We start from the raw sequence: 18,753 nt of genomic DNA, 5'->3' as shown, positions 1-18,753 counted from the left end.
TACCTTAAATCAAAATGTTTATTATCTTCATTAAAACTTCATATCGATTTTAGAATTTTATATCAACAAAATAAACGAGTAAAATAAAAAATCAGAAATTATGAAACCTCGGAGTGAAACGAAGAAGCTTCATAACAATTAAAAAAAATCTAAAAATTATGAAAAAGTTATTGAGTTTAATCGCAATCGCAGCATTTGGTTTAACAACAGCATTTGCTCAAACACCAGCAACAGCCACTCCAGCTAAAGCTAAAACCGTTGTAAAAAAAGAAGTTAAAACAACAACAGCACCAGTTAAAGCAGGAGCAAAACAGGAAGCTAAAAAAGTAGAGACTAAAACGACTACTACGGCTGCTAAAGTAAAAGCAGACGGTACACCAGATATGCGTTTTAAAGAAAATAAAGCCAAAGCAGTAACCAAAGTTGCCGGCCCAACTAAAAAAGACGGTACAGCAGATATGCGTTACAAAGCAAATAAAGCTGCCGCTAAAAAAAATTAGGTTCAGGTTTATAATTTGAAAGGTCTCCAATGAAAACTGGAGGCCTTTTTTTGTTTAAGATAATTTAATCTTAGTGGCGTCACCCTGAAAAAAATCGTCATCCCGACCGGAACGCAGTGTAGCGGAGAAATCTACCTTGAGATAGATTTCTCTCCCGAACATTCGGGATTGCACTTCAGTCGAAATGACGGTTCGGCGAAACTATAAACTTATGGTTTCACCAATTTCTGGTAGTAATAAGGTTTTCTGCTCGCGTGCAAATTTATCTAACGCGGTCTGGGTATCAATTTCGATCACCGGAAAAGTATTATAGTGAACGCCAATTACTTTATCGCAATCGAAATATTTTGTTGCAATCAAAGCATCATCAACATCCATGGTATAATTTCCACCAATCGGTAAGATGGCATAATCCAGGTTATAAATATCCGCTAAAACTTTCATCTCGATGGTTAAACCGGTATCGCCTGCAAAATAAATTTGTTTACCGTCAACCTCAAGCACAAAACCAGCAGGATTTCCGCCATAACTTCCGTCAGGTAGGCTAGATGAATGTGTGGCAGGTACCATGCGTACGGTTCCCCAATCGAAGGTGAATTTGCCAAAATTCATTCCGTGTACTTTCTCTATGCCCTGTTTAGAAACCCAATCGATAATCTCCGGCATTGCAATAACCGTAGCCTGAGTTTGTTTAGCCAGCTCAACCAAGTCTGCTACGTGGTCGGCATGACCATGGCTTACCAAAATATAATCAGCCTCAATCGCCTTAGTATCTACGTTTTTCGCTAACGGGTTGTGCGATATAAACGGATCGAATAATAATTTTTTACCAGCTGTTTCCAACAGGAAACAAGATTGGCCGTAATAAGTATATTTCATAGTTTCGTATCAAGTAGGTTGATTTGAGTATCAAGATTAATTTGATGATATATTATTGGCCAAACATGCCACCTAAGCCACCCAGCATATCTTGTGCTGATGCCTGCATTTCGGCTGCGCTTACTTGTTCTGCACTTGCCATTGCTTTGTTAATAGCGGTTAGCAACAGTTCTTCCAATTCTTCTTTATCAGCACCTTTTAAAAATTCTTCATCAATGGCAACCGCAGTGATGGCCTTGTTTGCCGTTGCAGTAATTCTGATGGCACCATTTTCAACTTCGCCGTACACGGATATGGTATCCAGGCGTTTTTTAATTTCTTCGGCTTTTTGTTGTGCCGCAAATAATTTATCGAACATAATCGTTTTCTTTTATAATAAAACTAAATCCGGCCTAAAATGGTATTGGCCTCATCGAGGAAGCGCTCAATCTTTTTAGTGCCTATAAAGCTTTTAAGGTTTAAGACGGTTGTTTTGTTTTTAGCAGGCAAAAAAATCTCTGCCCTAACTTCGGTGCCAGAATAAATAAAATTAGTATTTTTACGGATCACCTGAAAGCGGATTAGTTCATCAAAGGAATATTCTTTATTAAAACGACCGGCAAAGGTTGAGCGGATAATCTTCTTCTGGTTTTTATCAAAGCGGATATTGGAGGTTGCCGCGAAAAGTAAAGCAAAGCCAATTATCGCTGGGAAATATGTCAACAGTATTTTTTGAAAGGATCCTTCTCCTGAAAGAAAATCAGGACTAAACAATATGGCAACGGTAGCACCGATGAAAATCAATCCAAAAATAAAACTTCCTGTCTTATTATCGCGCAGGAGATAAACACCACCCTCTTCTTTAAAAAACCTAAAGTCGTAAATAGTCTGTTTAGGGATTACTGGTGCGTTAGCGAACACAAGCTCGTCAATTTTCGGCAATACCTCCTGCTGAAACGCGATCAGATTGAGATCTGAGGTTTTGCTATATCCGGCAGAAACCAGTAAGCCCCTGCCGTGCCGGTTACTTTTTCTGAATAGTTTGTAATTAAAGCCACTTCCTAATATTTCGTATGGTTCAACAGAAGCAATATCATCGAAAGGGATTGATCCGATGGGCAAAAAAGCAATCTTTTTATATAAAACCCTGCTGCTTCCGTCAAAAATTACTTTTGTTTCGGCAGCAAAAATCAACATCAGAGGAATCAACAAAAAGATGGCATAATATCCCAAGGTAAAACCCGTAGAATAACCCGGCATTGATCTGAACAAAAAGAAAATGAACGCCGCAAAAAGTACAAAAAAAATAATGCCAATAATCCTTAAATTTCTTTTAGGATAGATGGTTAATGTATCCGGTCCGATTATCCATTTTGTTTTCGCCATAATTTTAGTCTTCGTCTGATCCAGGTAAACTGCCGTTGCCGTGGTATGCTCCTTTACGTATAATGGGCATATCTAAATGTTTGTAAAGGTCATCCAAATGCATTAAACTACCGTTTGTTAAGTTACCTAAAAATATAACCAGAATATTTTTGCTTAAATCTCTTACATAAATATGGCGGAAACCGTGCCACCATCCCGTGTGGTATACTACTTTGTCCATATTCTCGCCGTCAAACATTCTCCAGCCATAACCATAATTAAAGTGGCCATTTACAGGCTTGTTACGACCCAAATAAGCAGAATCGAGGCTCTTTTTAGTTAGTAATCTACCATTCTTTAAATATTTATCAAATAATACCAAATCATGTACGGTACTATAAATGCCCTTATCTCCAACTGGGCCGTCCAAAAAGTTCTGTGCTACGGAATAGCGCCAGGTACGGTCGTGACCTACTACATCAACCGGGATTTTTTCATATTCGGTTGTACTATATACGTGCGTATGTTTTAATCCGGCTGGTTTAAATACATGTTCCATCATATATTGCGAATAACGCTGGCCGGTTACCTTCTCTATAATGGCCCCCAATACCATAAAATTTGAATTGTTATAATGGAATCGGTTATCTGGTTTGGTATATGGATTAGGTTTGCGCTCGGCAATAACGTTCATTACTTCCTGGTTGGTAACGCCTTTTTTCATGTTGCGTTTTTCTTTACGCCAGATATCATCAATAAAATAAACGTAGTTCATCATGCCACTGCGGTGCGAAAGTAACAGCTTTACCGTAATGCCATCATAAGGGAAATTAGGGTAGAATTTTTTTACATCATCATTTAACGAAAGTTTTCCGGCTTCTACCAGCTGCATAATGGCTGTGCCAGTAAATGTTTTGGTAATAGAGGCCAGTTCGAACTCCGAATTGATGTTTAAGCTATCACGATGCAGATAATCGGCCCAGCCGATCGCTTTTTCATAAAGAATTTTTCCATCTTTTGCCACCAGCATATTTCCGTTGAAGCCATATTTTTTATGCAGGTTATCTACAAAGTCAGCGATCCACTTGTCGCCTTTTTGCGGGTTGTAAACCAGCAAGAGGCTATCTGCCTTATCATCTTCTTTGGTACGGATTTTTTTATCAGCTTCCTTTTTTTCTTCAGATTTTTTACCTGAGCAGGCAGTTAGTAAAGTTGCAGAGAGGGCTAATGCTGAACATATATATCGAAAATTCATTTATACTGGGGATAGTGTATTTAAAACCCGAAAATTAAAGAATTTTAGACGGTTGCAACAAAAGAGTTTTACACATTTTCGCAATTTTTGCCATACCAGCACTCAAATAAATGTCCTTTGCTTCCGTAAACCGGGTCGCTATCTGGATTTTTTACCATAGAAATGGTTTTATCAGCTTCAGGACGCTCCTCTGCCTGCCCATATTTAATATCATAATCTGAGCCATTCGGATATGCGCCAACAACCGTAAAGTCATCACTTGAGTTCAGCTTTTTATGGGCTACACCTGCTGGAATAATCACGACATCACCTTTATCCAATTCGATGCAAACACCGTGTTCGCCGCCAAATTGTACATCTGCTTTACCGCAAAATACCCCCATTACTTCGTGTGTATTGCTATGGTAGTGATGATAATCGAAGATGCCATCTACCCAGGAGTTGGTATAACCGTTTTGCGCAAAAACCCTTTTTATTACCTCTGCAGTATCATCAGGATGCAACCTGAATGTACCTTTGTATATCATCAATGGCAAATTGGGATTGTTGGGGAAATTGCCATTTTCTTCAATTTTATGTGCAACCAGATAAGCTTCTTGTATCAGTTTTTCTTTGTCCATAATTTTAGGATGTTTCAATAGTTAACAATGTAATTGGAAAAGGGTTTCGGGATTTGATGAATAGCTTTTAATTACCCTGCAGGTTATATGCATACAGTCGTCGTCTCTACTGAAGCAATGCGAAATGGAGAGATCTGCCGTGCCAGTGAGTTTTACTATAAAGACTGCTTCTCCAAAAGCTCGCACAGGAGTTGATGGGCGATACAATCGCTGATCTCGTTCATCCCCGTTAATACCTATCATGTGGACACATCTTTATTAAGAATGGTTGGGCATCCTGTTAGCTGGCTTTAATAACCCTCAGTCTTTACCGAAGGACGCCGTCAATCCCAAGTGGCGGGAGAATCAAAAAACGGGTGCACAATGGCTCAAATTGCATTGCCAAACCTGAAACGCAGTGGTTTTGTGTTCATTATTAGATTGAATTTAAAATTTAACATAAATTGAACACAAAACAAAGTGCCACTGTTTTTTGATGAGCGTGGGCGGTGTGTAGCCACATTGCTGGATTGACAAGGCGCTTTGGGTACTTTGGCGCTCCAAAGTACCATGCCCCGCGGCAAAGAGCGGAAAAAATCAACATTTATCCTCAAAACTATTGCTTCTTTAGGAATGGGTACCAGTTAATGGCGGGAAAGATGCTGAAATAAATTCAGCATGAAGATCGCCTTAGGAATATGTGCTATAAAAAACAAATGCAGCTAATGGAAATGTGTCCATACGATAGGTTACAAACGGGGACTATAAAGAATGGCGAAAAGTGAATGGACTTTGATAAATGTTTCTCGCTGATTGCTTAGAAATGAAATAATTAAATATCTGCGTTATTTGCGAAATCTGCGGGAATTTTTTATTCAAAACTTAAACGCAAAAAAGCCATCCCAAAGGATGGCTTTTAATATGTAGTCAGTATAAACTGAAAACTGTAAATTGCTTACGCTAATAACCTGATCGGTTCTTCCAATAAACCTTTTAAGGTTTGCAAGAAAGCTGCTCCGGTTGCACCATCCACTACACGGTGATCGCAGCCTAAAGTTAGTTTCATTACATTGCCAGGAACAACAGCGCCATTTTTAACCACAGGTACTTGTTGAATCGCACCTACTGATAAAATTGCACCATCAGGCGAGTTGATAATGGAAGTAAACTCATCTATACCAAACATACCTAAGTTAGAAACAGTAAAGGTAGAACCTTCCCAATCTGCTGGCTGTAATTTTTTAGCTTTTGCTTTAGCACCAAAATCTTTTACCTCCGCAGAAATGTGTGATAAAGATTTTCCATCTGCGAACCGCACAACAGGTACCAATAAACCATCTTCAACGGCCATGGCTACACCAATGTTAGTATGTTCGTTAAATCTGATTTTATCGCCACCCCATGATGAGTTAACAGCCGGATGTTTTTTCAATGCAACCGCAACGGCTTTAATTACGATATCATTGAAAGAAACTTTAACGGGAGCAACTGCGTTAATAGCTGTACGTGCAGCCATTGCGTTGTCCATATCAATACTGATGGTTAAATAGAAATGTGGTGCTGTAAATAAACTTTCTGCCAAACGTTTTGCAATTACTTTACGCATTTGCGAAACTGGTTGTTCAGTAAATTTGACTTCACCTACAAATTGTGGAATAACTGGTGCTGGTGCAGCAGATTTCTCAGCAGCCGGAGCTGATGCAGATTCTGTTTTTGCTGGCGCTGCAGCTGGTTTAAAGTTTTCGATATCTTTTTTAATGATACGGCCACCTTCTGCACTCCCTGCAACCTGAGCTAAATCGATTCCTTTATCTTTAGCAATTTTCTTAGCTAAAGGAGATGCTTTAACGCGGCTATCTGAAGAACTTTCGGCAACAGGAGCAGATGAACTTGAATCAGCAGTTGCAGCTTGTTTTTCTTCTTTTGGTGCTTCGCTTTCAGCTTTGGGCGCTGGAGCTGAACCACCTGCCAAAATTCCGCTTACATCAGTACCTTCAGGACCAACGATAGCGATAATTCCATTTACTTTGGCAGCCTGGCCTTTTTCTACACCGATGTGCAATAAAGTTCCGGTTGCATAACCCATTACTTCCATTGTAGCCTTATCGGTTTCTACATCAGCAAGTACATCGTCATCCTTAACTTTATCACCCACTTTTTTATGCCACTCGGCAATTACGCCTTCGGTCATGGTATCGCTCAATAAAGGCATGCGGATTACCGTAACACCTTTAGCAGCCAATTCTTCTTCACTTAAGCCTCCGCCTTGGGTAGCGGCAGCTTCTTCTTTTTTATCTTCTGCTTTCGGAGCATCGTCTTTGCTTTCAGCTTTCGGACTTGCCGAATCCTGGCTTCCTGACTTTTCTGCTTCTAAAGCCGCTTTATAATCTTCGCCTTCTTTACCAATCACGGCCATGATGGCATCAACAGGAACAGCCTGACCTTCTTCTACGCCAACGTATAAAAGGGTACCATCCCAATAAGATTCCATATCCATTGTTGCCTTGTCAGTTTCTACTTCTGCCAAAACATCGCCGCTTTTCACTTTATCGCCCACCTTTTTATGCCACTTCGCCAAAACCCCTTCGGTCATGGTGTCGCTCATTTTGGGCATTTTAATTACATCAGCCATTATATCTAATTAATTGAAATCTTATTAATATTAGTCCATTACGTAAGGATAGTCCTCTTGCATATATACATCTTTGTATAACTCAGATGCATCAGGCCAAGGAGATTCTTCAGCAAATTTTACTGCCTGATCTACAATTCCTTTTACTTTAGCTTCTACTTCTTCAATCCAGGCCTGATCTGCATATTTTTCTTTCAAAATAGTTTCTCTGGCCAATTCAACAGGATCTTTTGCTTTATAATCTTCTAATTCTTCTTTAGTACGGTATTTTGCCGGATCTGACATCGAGTGACCACGGTAGCGGTATGTTCTCATTTCTAAGAAAGTAGGTCCTTCTCCTTTACGTGCGCGCTGGATGGCCTCGTCCATAGCATTATGTACCGCAACAGGATCCATACCATCAACTGGTGCACATGGCATGTCGAAACCTAAACCTATTTTATAGATATCAGTCATGTTAGTGGTACGTTGTACTGAAGTACCCATTGCATAACCATTATTTTCGCAAACAAAAACAACAGGCAATTTCCAAAGCATAGCCATGTTAAAAGTTTCGTTTAATGCACCCTGGCGCACTGCACCATCGCCCATATAACAAATGTTTACGTTGTCAGTTCCTTTGTATTTTTCTGCAAAAGCAACACCGGCGCCTAGTGGAATCTGACCACCAACAATTGCATGGCCACCGTAGAAGTTATGCTCTTTACTGAACATGTGCATTGAACCACCTTTACCTTTAGAGCAACCTGTAGCTTTACCGTACATTTCTGCCATAATACTATCAGCACTAACTCCTAAAGCTAAGGCGTGAGCATGATCACGATATGTTGTAATCATTGAATCACCTTTTTGCATCGCAGATATTGCACCTGCAACTACAGCTTCTTGTCCAATGTATAAATGACAAAAGCCACGTATTTTTTGTTGTCCGTATAACTGGCCAGTTTTTTCTTCGAATTTGCGCATAAGCAACATCGACTCGAACCACTTTAACCAGGTATCTTTATTTATTTCTACTGCACTCATTTTAGGGTATTTGTTTTTTTGCGACAGCAAATCTAATTTTTTTATTGTAATTTTTGACACTTTTTAGTGTAAAAACATCATAGTATTAGGGTTATAATCAGATTTAACAGTTGTTTTACAATTAAATGTAAACCTCTATTTTCAATATTGCGTTGACATTGATTTTTTATAAGTAAATCAATTCCCTTTATCGTAATATGGAATCAATTTATTCTGAAATTTAATTCTGTGAATCTGCTTATATCCATAATTTAAAAATAAAGTATTTTCATTGACTAGTGCGTAATTAAGAGAAAACTTTTTTTGGAAGACGGCCGTTTTTTTATGGGAATCTGGATCAAAAAAGGTGGATAAAAAGCAGAAATGTTGATAACTTTCACTTTTTCTAAGATTACATTTGGATAACATTTGTATAATTAATACTTTTGGCAACCGACAATAAGCCCATGTGGTGTACGTTAATGTGTAAGTGAATACCCAAACATAACTGTATAACATGATTAAAAAATTTTTGTTTTCTACTCTAATTGCTATCTGTTCGCTCTCAGCCGCATTTGCGCAGACAAAAACAAAAGAATCTGGTAAAGAATTAAATGATCCCGACAACCTCGCGTCGCAATATTTTTCGCAGGTAATGGGTGTGGCGGTAGATGCAACATCAAATTTAAAACTGTACAAGTTTATTTACGAATGGATCGGAACGCCATATAGTTACGGTGGAAACACAAAAAGAGGCATCGATTGTTCGGCATTCACTAAAGCCATTTACGATAAAGTTTTCAACACGACAATTAGAAGAAATTCTCGCGATATTTTCAGCATGGTAGATCCATTATCAAAAGAAGATTTAAAAGAAGGCGATCTGGTTTTCTTCAAAATTAAAAGCAGAAGTATTTCACATGTAGGTATTTACCTGGGCGATAACCGCTTTGCACATGCGTCAAGTTCTCGCGGTGTAGTCATCAGCAACCTTAACGAGCCTTATTACAGCCGTTACTTTTACAAGGGCGGCCGCGTTTTAGAATCTTTTAAGAAAGAATTTACAGTAGAATAGTTCAGTTGGCAGTTAACAGTTCACGGTTGCCTAAATAAAGAATACAATCCTCCTAAAGAAATTTTGGAGGATTTTTTGTTTAATCTTCGTTTTAAAAACCATTCATTTCCTTTAAGTATCGTCATCCTGAATTTATTTCAGGATCTTCTTGCGATAAAAGCGATCAATAAAATAGCCTCCAAGACATACCTTATGAAGCTCATCAACACCCTCTTAACCTTACCATTCGTTGTTATAATCCTGATCAGTTGCACGAACAATAATGCACAGGTTACAATACCGGTAACCAGGCAGGATACCTTAATCAGGAAAATTAAAGATACCATATCCATTACCGCTGTTGGCGACATCATGCTGGGCTCTGCTTTTCCCAATAAAACTAACCTCCCTCCTGATGATGCGGTAAATAGTTTCCAGGCAGTTGATGGTTTATTGAAAGGAGATATTGTTTTTGGCAACTTAGAAGGCTGCTTTCTGAACTCAGGCCATTCGAACAAATGTAATGGCATTAATCCAAATAACTGTTACGCCTTTAGAATGCCGGAGCGCTATGCCGGGATATATAAGAGTGCAGGATTTAATGTGTTAAGTATTGCCAATAACCATGTTGGTGATTTTGATACGAAGGGAAGGAAAAACACCGCCAGGATTTTAGATTCCCTTCAGATCCATTACGCCGGACAGCTAAACAAACCTTTTGAAGTTTTTGAAAAGGATAGCGTAAAGTATGCATTCTGTGCCTTTGCCCCCAATGAAAATACAGTATCGATCAATAAAATTGATAGCGCGAAAGCACTTGTGGCCCGATTAAAGCAAATGGCTGATATCGTAATCGTTTCTTTTCACGGAGGAGGTGAAGGTGCTAGGTTTGAACACGTTCCCCGTAAGAATGAAATATTTTATAAAGAGAACAGGGGAAATGTTTATGCCTTTGCACATGCAGTGATCGATGCTGGTGCAGATGTGGTGCTGGGACACGGTCCGCATGTAACCCGGGCTGTTGAAGTGTATAAAAATAAATTCATAGCCTACAGTTTAGGAAATTTTTGTACCTACGGGATGTTCAGCTTAAAAGGCAATAACGGCATTGCACCCCTGCTTCAGCTAAAAATAAATGCGAAAGGCGAATTTCTCTATGCCGATGTGGTATCGGTTAAACAGGATAAAATTAACCGTTTAACCCTGGATGATGACCATAAGGCATTTAAACGCATTAAAGAACTGACGGATGTTGATTTTATTGGTCATCAACTGAAATTTGCTGATAACAGGATCAGTTTAAAAGATTAATCTTCTGCGACATCAATTTCAAATTATTTCAGAATATTTGTCGTATGAAAACAGGGTTAATACTTCATTATATTATAGGTATTGCAGCTGCAATTTTAGTATTGGCAGCCGCTTACTACATCAACCAAAATCCGAAAAATCTGTTATCTGCAGGGATTATTATCCTGGCCGGTTGCTTGGTTGCTTTTAGCCAGTACCAGATCATCAAACAGAAAAAGAAGCAGTAATGTTACTGAGATTGGATGCTGAACAGCTGAAATTAAAAATTTTGATAGGCCATCATTCAGGATGAAAGCCTGGTTAGCTTTCATCCTTTGTGTTTTTTACCAGACCAATTCCAGATACAAAAAATATCAGGCCGATGATACCGTATACCATCAACCCCCTTGTATTTTCACTGTGGTTTACAAATCCATAGCCTGCGTAAATTAAACCGATTATTCCAAGAATGGTTAATACAGTCCCAAAAGTGCGTTTTACGTTCATACGGTTATAATTTTAATAAGAGTAAGACAAAATATTTTCCCTTTTGTTTTAAACCAATAAAGAAGCCCATTCCGAATGACGAAATGGGCTTCTTTAATAAGTGTTCTAATCATTTCATTTACCAAACACCTAACCTGTCTGTGGGCGCGATATACATTTTTGCGGTAGCAGGAATGTTAAATGCTTTATAAAAAGCTTCCATGTTATATACGGGGCCATTCACACGGAACATTTCCGGGCTATGCGGATCTGTTTTCAACCTTACGCGCATACTTTCATCGCGGGTTTTGATTCGCCATACCTGGGCAAAACTTAAAAAGAAACGCTGATCAGGCGTAAAACCATCAATCTTTTTATCACCTTTTCCTTGTTCTGTTAATTTAAAAGCATCATATGCAATGTTCAACCCACCAATATCGGCCAGGTTTTCGCCCAATGTTAATGAACCGTTTACGTGCTGATTGTCTAATAGCGAGAAGTTGTCGTAAAATTTTTCTACTTTACCGGCCTTCGCTTTAAATTGATCAGCATCGGCTTTTGTCCACCATTCTTTTAAATTACCCATTGCATCATACTGGCGGCCCTGATCGTCGAAACCATGTGTCATTTCGTGACCAATTACTGCACCGATTGCACCATAATTAATGGCATCATCTGCGCTGAAATCAAAGAAAGGAAACTGTAAAATTCCGGCGGGGAAAACAATTTCGTTGAAGGATGGATTGTAATAGGCATTAACAGTAGGTGGCGTCATGCCCCATTCTGTTTTATCTACATTTTTACCCAGTTTATCCATCATTTCTTTATAAGCATGTTTGCTTGCCGACTGAAGATTGGCATAATAGGTGTTTTTAGAAATCTCTACGTCATCGTATTTTTTCCATTTATCAGGATAACCGATTTTTTTAATGAAAGCATTTAGTTTTTCCAAAGCTTTCTTTTTGGTATCTGGTGTCATCCAGTCTACCTTCTGGATTCTTTCTGCATATACTTTCTGTAAATTATTCACCAGGGTTAGCATACGCTCTTTAGCTTCTGGCTTGAAATACTTCTCGGCATATAACTGGCCTAAAAGTTCGCCTAAATTGCGATCGGTAGCATTCACAATTGCTTTCCATCTTTCTGTAGGTGCTTGCTGACCAAACAGTGTTTTAGAGAAAAAGTCAAACCTGGCATCTCTGAATTTTTTGGTAAAAGCATTTGCCGATTCGTTCAGTGCATCAAATTTTAACTTTTCTTTCCAGATTTCTATAGGCTGACTTTTCAAAAGAGCCGATAGTGTCTGATAATATTTCGGCTGCCTGACAATAACGGTATCCGTACTTGCACCTAGTTTGTTTAGAACAGATTTCCACTCCATATTTGGGGTCAGTTTTTGAAAATCAGCAACCGTCATTTTGTGATAGTTTTTCTGTGGATCGCGCAGTTCAACAGGTGTTGAATGAGACTGGGCAATAGCTGTTTCCAGTTTTAAGATATCAGCAGCATATTTAGCTGCGTTTGCCGAATCGCCTGAAAGGGTAAAGATTTTTGTGATGTATTTGATGTACTCTGATCTGATTTTTTTTGCCTTATCATCCTGTTCGAGATAATAACTGCGATCTGGTAAGGTAATGCCAGCCTGGGTAAATGACAGTGCATTTTTAATGCTTAATTTGTCATCTGGTTCAACACCAAAGCCTAATAAATCACCTTCACCATTTTTATAGCCTTCGGCAATGAAATTAATTAAATCCTGATCATTTTTAATTCTATCTATTTTACTTAAAAGCGGCTTTATAGGTTCGATACCCAATTTTTCAATAGTAAGCGTGTCCATGCCGCTGGTGTAAAAATCGCCAACTTTCTGTTCGGTACTTCCTTTGGCTGCCTCCGCTTTGGACGCATTTTCAAGAATGTTTTTCAGGTTCTTCAGGTTATCATTATATAAGGTGTAAAAAGAACCCCACCCTGTTTCGGTTTTAGGTATTTCCGTGTTTTTCATCCATTTTCCATTGGCATAAAGGAAAAAGTTATCACCTGGTTTTACAGTGGTGTCCATGCCAGCCTTATCAAAAAAAACGGTACGTATATTTGCCATATCTGTTTCCTGATGGCTTTTATTCTGACATGCCGCACATAGCAAAATGCCTGCCGCTGGAAGAAATAATTTAATTTTCATCTGTATAAATTTTGTTCTTTAAGTTATCATATTTATTCATACCACTGCAGGGTTTGAAAAATCCTGATGTTTTCGATTGATATAAGTTAGTTTGAAAAAACTTAAAGCTACGAAATGCCTGGTGTAGTTTGTATGAATTTTTATACCTTCATGAAAAAATCTAATTATGCAATACACCGTTTATATTTTAGTAGTAATAGGAGTCATAATACTGCTAAGTTCATTCGTCACCGTTAAACAAGGCACTATTGCGGTTGTTACCGTTTTTGGTAAGTACCAAAGGCTTTTAAGACCAGGTTTAAATTTTAAAATTCCTTTAATAGAACAGATTTATTCACGGATATCGATCCAAAACCGCTCGGTTGAACTTTCTTTCCAGGCGGTTACGCAAGACCAGGCCAATGTTTACTTTAAAGCCATGCTGCTTTACTCAGTAATTAACCAGGATGAAGAAACCATCAAAAATGTGGCCTTTAAATTTGTCGACGCCACTAATCTGATGCAGGCATTGATCAGAACGATTGAAGGTTCGATAAGGGCATATGTAGCTACGCAAAAGCAGGCAAATGTGTTGGCCCAGCGAAATGAAATTGTGCTGCATGTTAAAGAGCAGATTGATCAGGTTTTAGATGGGTGGGGTTACCACCTTCAGGATCTTCAGTTGAACGATATCACTTTTGATGAGGAGATTATGCGCTCCATGAGCCGGGTGGTAGCATCAAACAACTTAAAGGCTGCTGCCGAAAACGAAGGACAGGCTTTATTGATTACCAAAACCAAAGCTGCAGAGGCTGATGGTAACGCTATTAAAATTGCTGCCACGGCAGAGCGCGAAGCTGCACAATTACGCGGTCAGGGTATCGCATTGTTTAGGGAAGAAGTGGCAAAAGGTATGACAAATGCTGCGCACGAAATGCAACAGGCAAATCTGGATACTTCGGTAATCTTATTTACGATGTGGACAGAGGCCATTAAACAATTTGCAGAATATGGCGATGGTAATATCATTTTCTTAGATGGCAGTACCGAGGGCATGAATAAAACCATGAAAGAAATGATGGCCATGCAGCTGGGGCAGAATCCTCCGACGAAGGGTTAGCGTATTTTTTTTTACAGAAAGACTGTTGCAAAGCGTAACAGTCTTTTTTTTTGCCTTAATTATTCGTTTTGGCTAAATGAAGAATTGATTAGCCTAAATTGTTACCATTAAATTAATTGAATTTTGAGTGATCATGAAATGCGATTGATATCAATCGGAACGTAATTATTGTACACTATTTAAAAATTAAATTAATCACGATGAAAGTTTTTGTCACAGGTGCAACCGGATTTGTCGGTTCTGCAGTAGTAAAAGAGTTAATTAGTGCAGGTTATGAGGTTTTAGGTTTAGCGAGGAATGAGGTAGCTGAAAAGGCGCTTGTACTTGCCGGAGCCGAAGTACACAAAGGGGATTTGGAAGATTTACAGCGTTTACAGGAGGGTGCAAAATTGGCTGACGGTGTTATTCACACTGGCTTTATACATGATTTTTCACGATTCGAAGCGGTTTGCGAAATCGATAGACTTGCCATAGAAGCTATTGGAAGCTCGCTTGCAGGAACCAATAAACCCTTTATTGTAACTTCCGGAACGCTTTTGGTTAATCCCGGCATATTGGCCACGGAAGATATGATACCTGATTATAATGGTCGAAATCCCAGGCTAGCTTCTGAGAAGGCTGTTGATACACTTGCGGCGAAAGATATTCGTGTATCGGTTGTTCGTTTATCGCCATCTGTGCATGGTGAAGGTGATCATCATGGCTTCCTACCCATGCTGATCGATATCGCCCGAAAAACGGGTTTATCAGCTTATATTGGTGACGGAGAAAATAGGTGGACAGGTATCCACCGGCTTGATGCCGCGAAACTTTATAGGTTGGCGTTAGAACAAGCTACGCCAGGAACACGTTTTCACGGGGTAGCTGAAGAATCAATCCCCCTTAAAGCAATAGCAGAGGCCATTGGTGAACAGCTAGGTTTACCGGTTGTTTCTATACCTAAAAACGAGGCAGCCGCACATTTTGGTTGGTTTGAGCATTTTGCAGCGGTAGATGGGCCGGCTTCCGGGCGTTTAACCAGCGAACTTTTAAATTGGGAACCTCAATGTTCCGGTTTGCTTGAAGATTTGGAACGTGGCATTTATTTTAAGTAAATTGTATCATGGAAATTTCGAACCGTTACCATTTTAAAACAATATCAGCTTATCATAAACTTGCAGGGTTGCCTCAACCTGGTCATCCGTTAGTTAGTGTTGTTAATATGGAAGAGGTTAATATGCCATCTGCTGGCCGATTAAAAACGATAATTTTTGATTTCTACTCCATAGCGCTTAAACGAGTTCCTAATGCGAAAATTAAATATGGACAAAAAATCAGTGATTTTGACAACGGTGTTTTATTTTTCATGGCTCCGGGGCAGGTGTTTACGGTCGAAACTGATCAGAATAAAACCCATCGCCCGACGGGCTGGATGATACTTTTTCATTCGGATTTACTTTGGCACACTCATTTAGCCAAAGCAATTAAGAATTATGATTTCTTTAGCTACTCGCTGTCTGAGGCTTTACATGTTTCTGAAAATGAAGAAGCATTACTTAATTCGATCGCCAAATTGGTGGAAAATGAAACCAATAACAATATCGATCATTTTACTCAAAATGTTATAATAGCACAAATAGAGCTTCTTCTTAACTACGCACAACGCTTTTATGGCCGACAGTTTATAACGCGTAAAGCGGTTAATCACCAGCTGCTTGATCGACTGGAACATGTTGTTAAAGGCTATTTTGCAGACGATCATTATGGTAACAGGGGATTACCAACAGTAACTTACATTGCCCAAAGGCTCAATGTTTCGCCGGGATATCTATCTGGAATGTTGAAAACGCTTGTTGGACAAAATACCCAACAATATTTACATCAGAAAGTGATTGATTTAGCAAAAGAAAAGCTTTCTACAACAGATCTTTCGGTTAGTGAAATTGCTTATGCACTCGGTTTCGAACATTTACAATCTTTTACAAAACTGTTCAGATCGAAAACAAACCTTACCCCTTCAGCATTCAGACAATCATTTAATTGAAATGATAAAAAAAAGCGAGCTACCTCAATGAGATAGCTCGCTCTGTATAAATCCTGTTTATTAAAGTTTCGACGGTGTTATACCCAGATTCATCACATAATTCCCTGATTGCTGCATGAAATCGCCCATTACTTTTAGCGATTCATCTTCAATGAAATCGAATGCATCCTGCTTGGTGACTTTAGCGCCCTTTTTAAGCGCTGGCAATCCTCTTAATGCCCTTAATTCATTTTGTCTGGCAAGGGTTTTAGCTTCCTGTGCATCGCGCTCTGCTTTAAGTTTGGCCTCGTTCAACGTCACAGAAACTTCGCTATCGCGTTTTTTAAGGTCTGCAACATCTTGTTTCAGGTATTTAAAATCCAATGAGTTTGCAATACGCTGCTCGCTGTTTTTGATCAATTGCGCTTTAACAGCACTCAAATTGGCAACTGCTTTGAAGTTCGAACTAGGAATAACATCCCATGGCAAAGCGGATGATTCAGTATCCTCTCCGATTTTATCCATTGGATAAACAGAAGGGAAAACAACATCAGGAGTTACACCCTTGTGCTGTGTACTGCTACCGGCCACACGATAAAATTTCGCCATGGTTAAATTAATCTGACCTAAATTAATATCTGCAGGGTTGGTACTGTTAGGAGAAGTTCCAATGGTTTTATCTTTGGCAATTAATCCTGCTAATCTCTGCAGCATGCCAGGGTTAACCAGTTTATTTAAATCGATTGAAGATTGCACGGTACCTTTACCATAGGTTTGGCTGCCCATAATAATTCCACGCCCATAATCTTGTATAGCCCCTGCAAAAATTTCTGATGCCGATGCACTTAAACGGTCAACCATTACGCCAAAGGGACCATCCCAGGCCACACCACTATTTTCATCTTCATCTACCTCGATTTTGCCACGTAAATCTTTTACCTGTACAACAGGACCCCGATCGATAAATAATCCCGTTAACGAAATAGCTTCAACCAATGAACCCCCACCGTTTCCACGTAAGTCCATTACGATTGCATTTACCTTATCGAAGGTCTTTAATGAGTCGATTAATTTTTTAACATCACGGGTAGTGCTTTTGTAATTTTTATCGCCTGCATTTGCAGCTTTAAAATCTGCGTAAAATGCAGGTAAGGTAATAATCCCGATTTTATATTCTTTACCGTTACTGTTGATGGTTTTGACTTTCTTTTTGGCAGATGTTTCTTCCAACACGATTCGATCACGAACCAATTCAATAATTACCGGTTTGGATGACATTTCTTTACCTACCGGTATCACTTTTAACCGCACTTTTGTGCCTTTCGGACCTTTGATTTTCGAAACAGTATTATCTAATCTCCATCCCACAACATCCACAAACTCACCATCGCCCTGCGCCACCGCAATAATACGGTCGCCTGCACTTAGCTGTTTGCCTTTAAATGCAGGTCCGCCAGCAATAATTTCAGAAATTTTAACTACCTCATTTTCCAATTGTAAGCGGGCGCCAATACCTTCAAAAGAGCGTGACATGTCTTCGTTAAATGCTGCGGCATTGGTTGGGTTAAAATAATTGGTATGTGGATCAATGGATTCGGTAAAAGCATCCATCAAAATTTGAAAAACGTCCTGATTATTGGTTTTTGAAGTTTGTGATTGTAAATTTTTATAACGTTTGGTTAATGTCTCTACATTCTTTGCTTCAGCAGTACCGGCCAGATTCAAATTAATCAATTCGTATTTTACCCGTTTTTTCCAGTTATCATTTAATGCTGTGGAGGAAGTTGCCCATGGCTGTTTCTCCCTGTCGTAAACATAAGTGTCGTTTTGGTTAAAATCAAATTTGGTTTTAATCTGTGCCAGTGAATAATTAAAATATTCATTAAGCCGCTTAGCGTAAACGTTATAAATAAAAAATGGACCACTTAAGTCGCCGTTTTTAAAATCATCATCTAAGGTATATCTGTATTTCTCAAAATCCTTGATATCCGAGGCCAGGAAATAATTTTTACCCGGATCTAAAGATTTGATATACTTATCTAAAACAATCGAGGAAATAGAATCGTTGATCTTAACTTTTTTATAATTGTAGCTTTCAATCAAATTTACAACCTCTTTAATAACAAGTTGCTGCTGCTCATCAGGTTTCACGTTGGTAACCCCCTCAACCATTGGCTGAGATTTAGGGGCAGCATGACAAGCAAGTACTGCCGCAGTAAAAATTACAAAAAATATCCTCTTTAACATTTCTTTAAATGATTTAAAATCCATTTCCAATTCTATATAGCCAATATGATACCATTTTAGCAAAAAAACAAAAAAGAGACAGCATTATTACCGTCTCTTGTTAAAATTTTATCAAATCTAACTAAAAGCTCTTTATTTAACAATTTCTTATGTAGAACGTTGACTATTATTTTTTGTTT

At 38.8% G+C, this 18,753-nt stretch carries 17 protein-coding genes; 7 read left to right on the top strand and 10 right to left on the bottom strand.

What is annotated here, in order from left to right; translation table 11 throughout:
- Window positions 1–158: 158 nt before the first annotated feature.
- The gene (locus BM107_RS05015) at window positions 159–500 is read left to right on the top strand and encodes a hypothetical protein (RefSeq protein ID WP_090980946.1); all 342 of its coding nucleotides are present in this window, start codon (window positions 159–161) and stop codon (window positions 498–500) included.
- 201 nt (window positions 501–701) lie between these two features.
- Here the strand turns inward: BM107_RS05015 and BM107_RS05010 are convergent, their stop codons facing one another.
- The 7 genes from BM107_RS05010 to pdhA form a co-directional block, all read right to left on the bottom strand.
- Complete coding sequence (locus BM107_RS05010; protein WP_090980944.1) at window positions 702–1,379, bottom strand: metal-dependent hydrolase; 678 nt, start codon at window positions 1,377–1,379, stop codon at window positions 702–704.
- A gap of 52 nt (window positions 1,380–1,431) precedes the next feature.
- Entirely contained in the window at window positions 1,432–1,737 is a 306-nt protein-coding gene (locus BM107_RS05005; protein ID WP_090980942.1) for a YbaB/EbfC family nucleoid-associated protein, read from the bottom strand.
- A gap of 23 nt (window positions 1,738–1,760) precedes the next feature.
- Window positions 1,761–2,744 carry a hypothetical protein gene (locus BM107_RS05000; RefSeq protein ID WP_090980940.1) on the bottom strand — a complete coding sequence of 328 codons (984 nt, stop codon included), beginning with the start codon at window positions 2,742–2,744 and terminating at the stop codon, window positions 1,761–1,763.
- A gap of 4 nt (window positions 2,745–2,748) precedes the next feature.
- On the bottom strand, window positions 2,749–3,978 hold the full coding sequence (locus BM107_RS04995; RefSeq protein ID WP_090980938.1) for a serine hydrolase domain-containing protein: 1,230 nt from the start codon (window positions 3,976–3,978) through the stop codon (window positions 2,749–2,751).
- A gap of 68 nt (window positions 3,979–4,046) precedes the next feature.
- Window positions 4,047–4,598 (bottom strand): cupin domain-containing protein, encoded by a 552-nt coding sequence (locus BM107_RS04990; RefSeq protein ID WP_090980936.1) that lies wholly within the window; start codon window positions 4,596–4,598, stop codon window positions 4,047–4,049.
- Between the two features lie 934 nt (window positions 4,599–5,532).
- Entirely contained in the window at window positions 5,533–7,209 is a 1,677-nt protein-coding gene (locus tag BM107_RS04985) for a pyruvate dehydrogenase complex dihydrolipoamide acetyltransferase (RefSeq protein ID WP_090980934.1), read from the bottom strand.
- A gap of 30 nt (window positions 7,210–7,239) precedes the next feature.
- Window positions 7,240–8,235: a pyruvate dehydrogenase (acetyl-transferring) E1 component subunit alpha gene (gene pdhA / locus BM107_RS04980; RefSeq protein ID WP_090981414.1), complete on the bottom strand. Its 996-nt coding sequence runs from the start codon at window positions 8,233–8,235 to the stop codon at window positions 7,240–7,242.
- A 496-nt stretch (window positions 8,236–8,731) separates the two neighbouring features.
- Between pdhA and BM107_RS04970 the strand changes: the two genes are divergently transcribed.
- The 3 genes from BM107_RS04970 (at window position 8,732) to BM107_RS24470 (ending at window position 10,806) form a co-directional block, all read left to right on the top strand.
- The gene (locus BM107_RS04970) at window positions 8,732–9,289 is read left to right on the top strand and encodes a C40 family peptidase (protein ID WP_090980930.1); all 558 of its coding nucleotides are present in this window, start codon (window positions 8,732–8,734) and stop codon (window positions 9,287–9,289) included.
- A gap of 192 nt (window positions 9,290–9,481) precedes the next feature.
- Window positions 9,482–10,579, top strand: a complete 1,098-nt coding sequence (locus BM107_RS04965) for a CapA family protein (RefSeq protein ID WP_090981412.1) — start codon at window positions 9,482–9,484, stop codon at window positions 10,577–10,579.
- A gap of 44 nt (window positions 10,580–10,623) precedes the next feature.
- Window positions 10,624–10,806, top strand: coding sequence for a hypothetical protein (locus tag BM107_RS24470; RefSeq protein WP_139222276.1), 183 nt, complete (start codon window positions 10,624–10,626; stop codon window positions 10,804–10,806).
- Window positions 10,807–10,879: 73 nt separating this feature from the next.
- Here BM107_RS24470 and BM107_RS04960 read toward each other — a convergent pair whose 3' ends face one another.
- Window positions 10,880–11,065 (bottom strand): hypothetical protein, encoded by a 186-nt coding sequence (locus tag BM107_RS04960; RefSeq protein WP_090980928.1) that lies wholly within the window; start codon window positions 11,063–11,065, stop codon window positions 10,880–10,882.
- 118 nt (window positions 11,066–11,183) lie between these two features.
- Complete coding sequence (locus tag BM107_RS04955; RefSeq protein ID WP_090980926.1) at window positions 11,184–13,226, bottom strand: M13 family metallopeptidase; 2,043 nt, start codon at window positions 13,224–13,226, stop codon at window positions 11,184–11,186.
- 166 nt (window positions 13,227–13,392) lie between these two features.
- Here BM107_RS04955 and BM107_RS04950 point away from each other — a divergent pair, with 166 nt between their 5' ends.
- The 3 genes from BM107_RS04950 to BM107_RS04940 all read left to right on the top strand — a co-directional run bounded on the left by BM107_RS04950 (window position 13,393) and on the right by BM107_RS04940 (window position 16,348).
- The gene (locus BM107_RS04950) at window positions 13,393–14,325 is read left to right on the top strand and encodes an SPFH domain-containing protein (protein WP_090980924.1); all 933 of its coding nucleotides are present in this window, start codon (window positions 13,393–13,395) and stop codon (window positions 14,323–14,325) included.
- A gap of 200 nt (window positions 14,326–14,525) precedes the next feature.
- The gene (locus BM107_RS04945; RefSeq protein ID WP_090980922.1) at window positions 14,526–15,419 is read left to right on the top strand and encodes an SDR family oxidoreductase; all 894 of its coding nucleotides are present in this window, start codon (window positions 14,526–14,528) and stop codon (window positions 15,417–15,419) included.
- An 8-nt stretch (window positions 15,420–15,427) separates the two neighbouring features.
- Window positions 15,428–16,348 (top strand): helix-turn-helix domain-containing protein, encoded by a 921-nt coding sequence (locus BM107_RS04940; protein WP_090980920.1) that lies wholly within the window; start codon window positions 15,428–15,430, stop codon window positions 16,346–16,348.
- 60 nt (window positions 16,349–16,408) lie between these two features.
- Here BM107_RS04940 and BM107_RS04935 read toward each other — a convergent pair whose 3' ends face one another.
- Window positions 16,409–18,574, bottom strand: a complete 2,166-nt coding sequence (locus tag BM107_RS04935) for a carboxy terminal-processing peptidase (RefSeq protein ID WP_244278734.1) — start codon at window positions 18,572–18,574, stop codon at window positions 16,409–16,411.
- Window positions 18,575–18,753 lie beyond the last annotated feature (179 nt).

This window comes from Pedobacter suwonensis (assembly GCF_900111825.1).
GTDB classification, from domain to species: domain Bacteria; phylum Bacteroidota; class Bacteroidia; order Sphingobacteriales; family Sphingobacteriaceae; genus Pedobacter; species Pedobacter suwonensis.
Note: the sequence above shows the minus strand (reverse complement) of the source record. Positions and strands in the feature narration are given on the sequence as shown.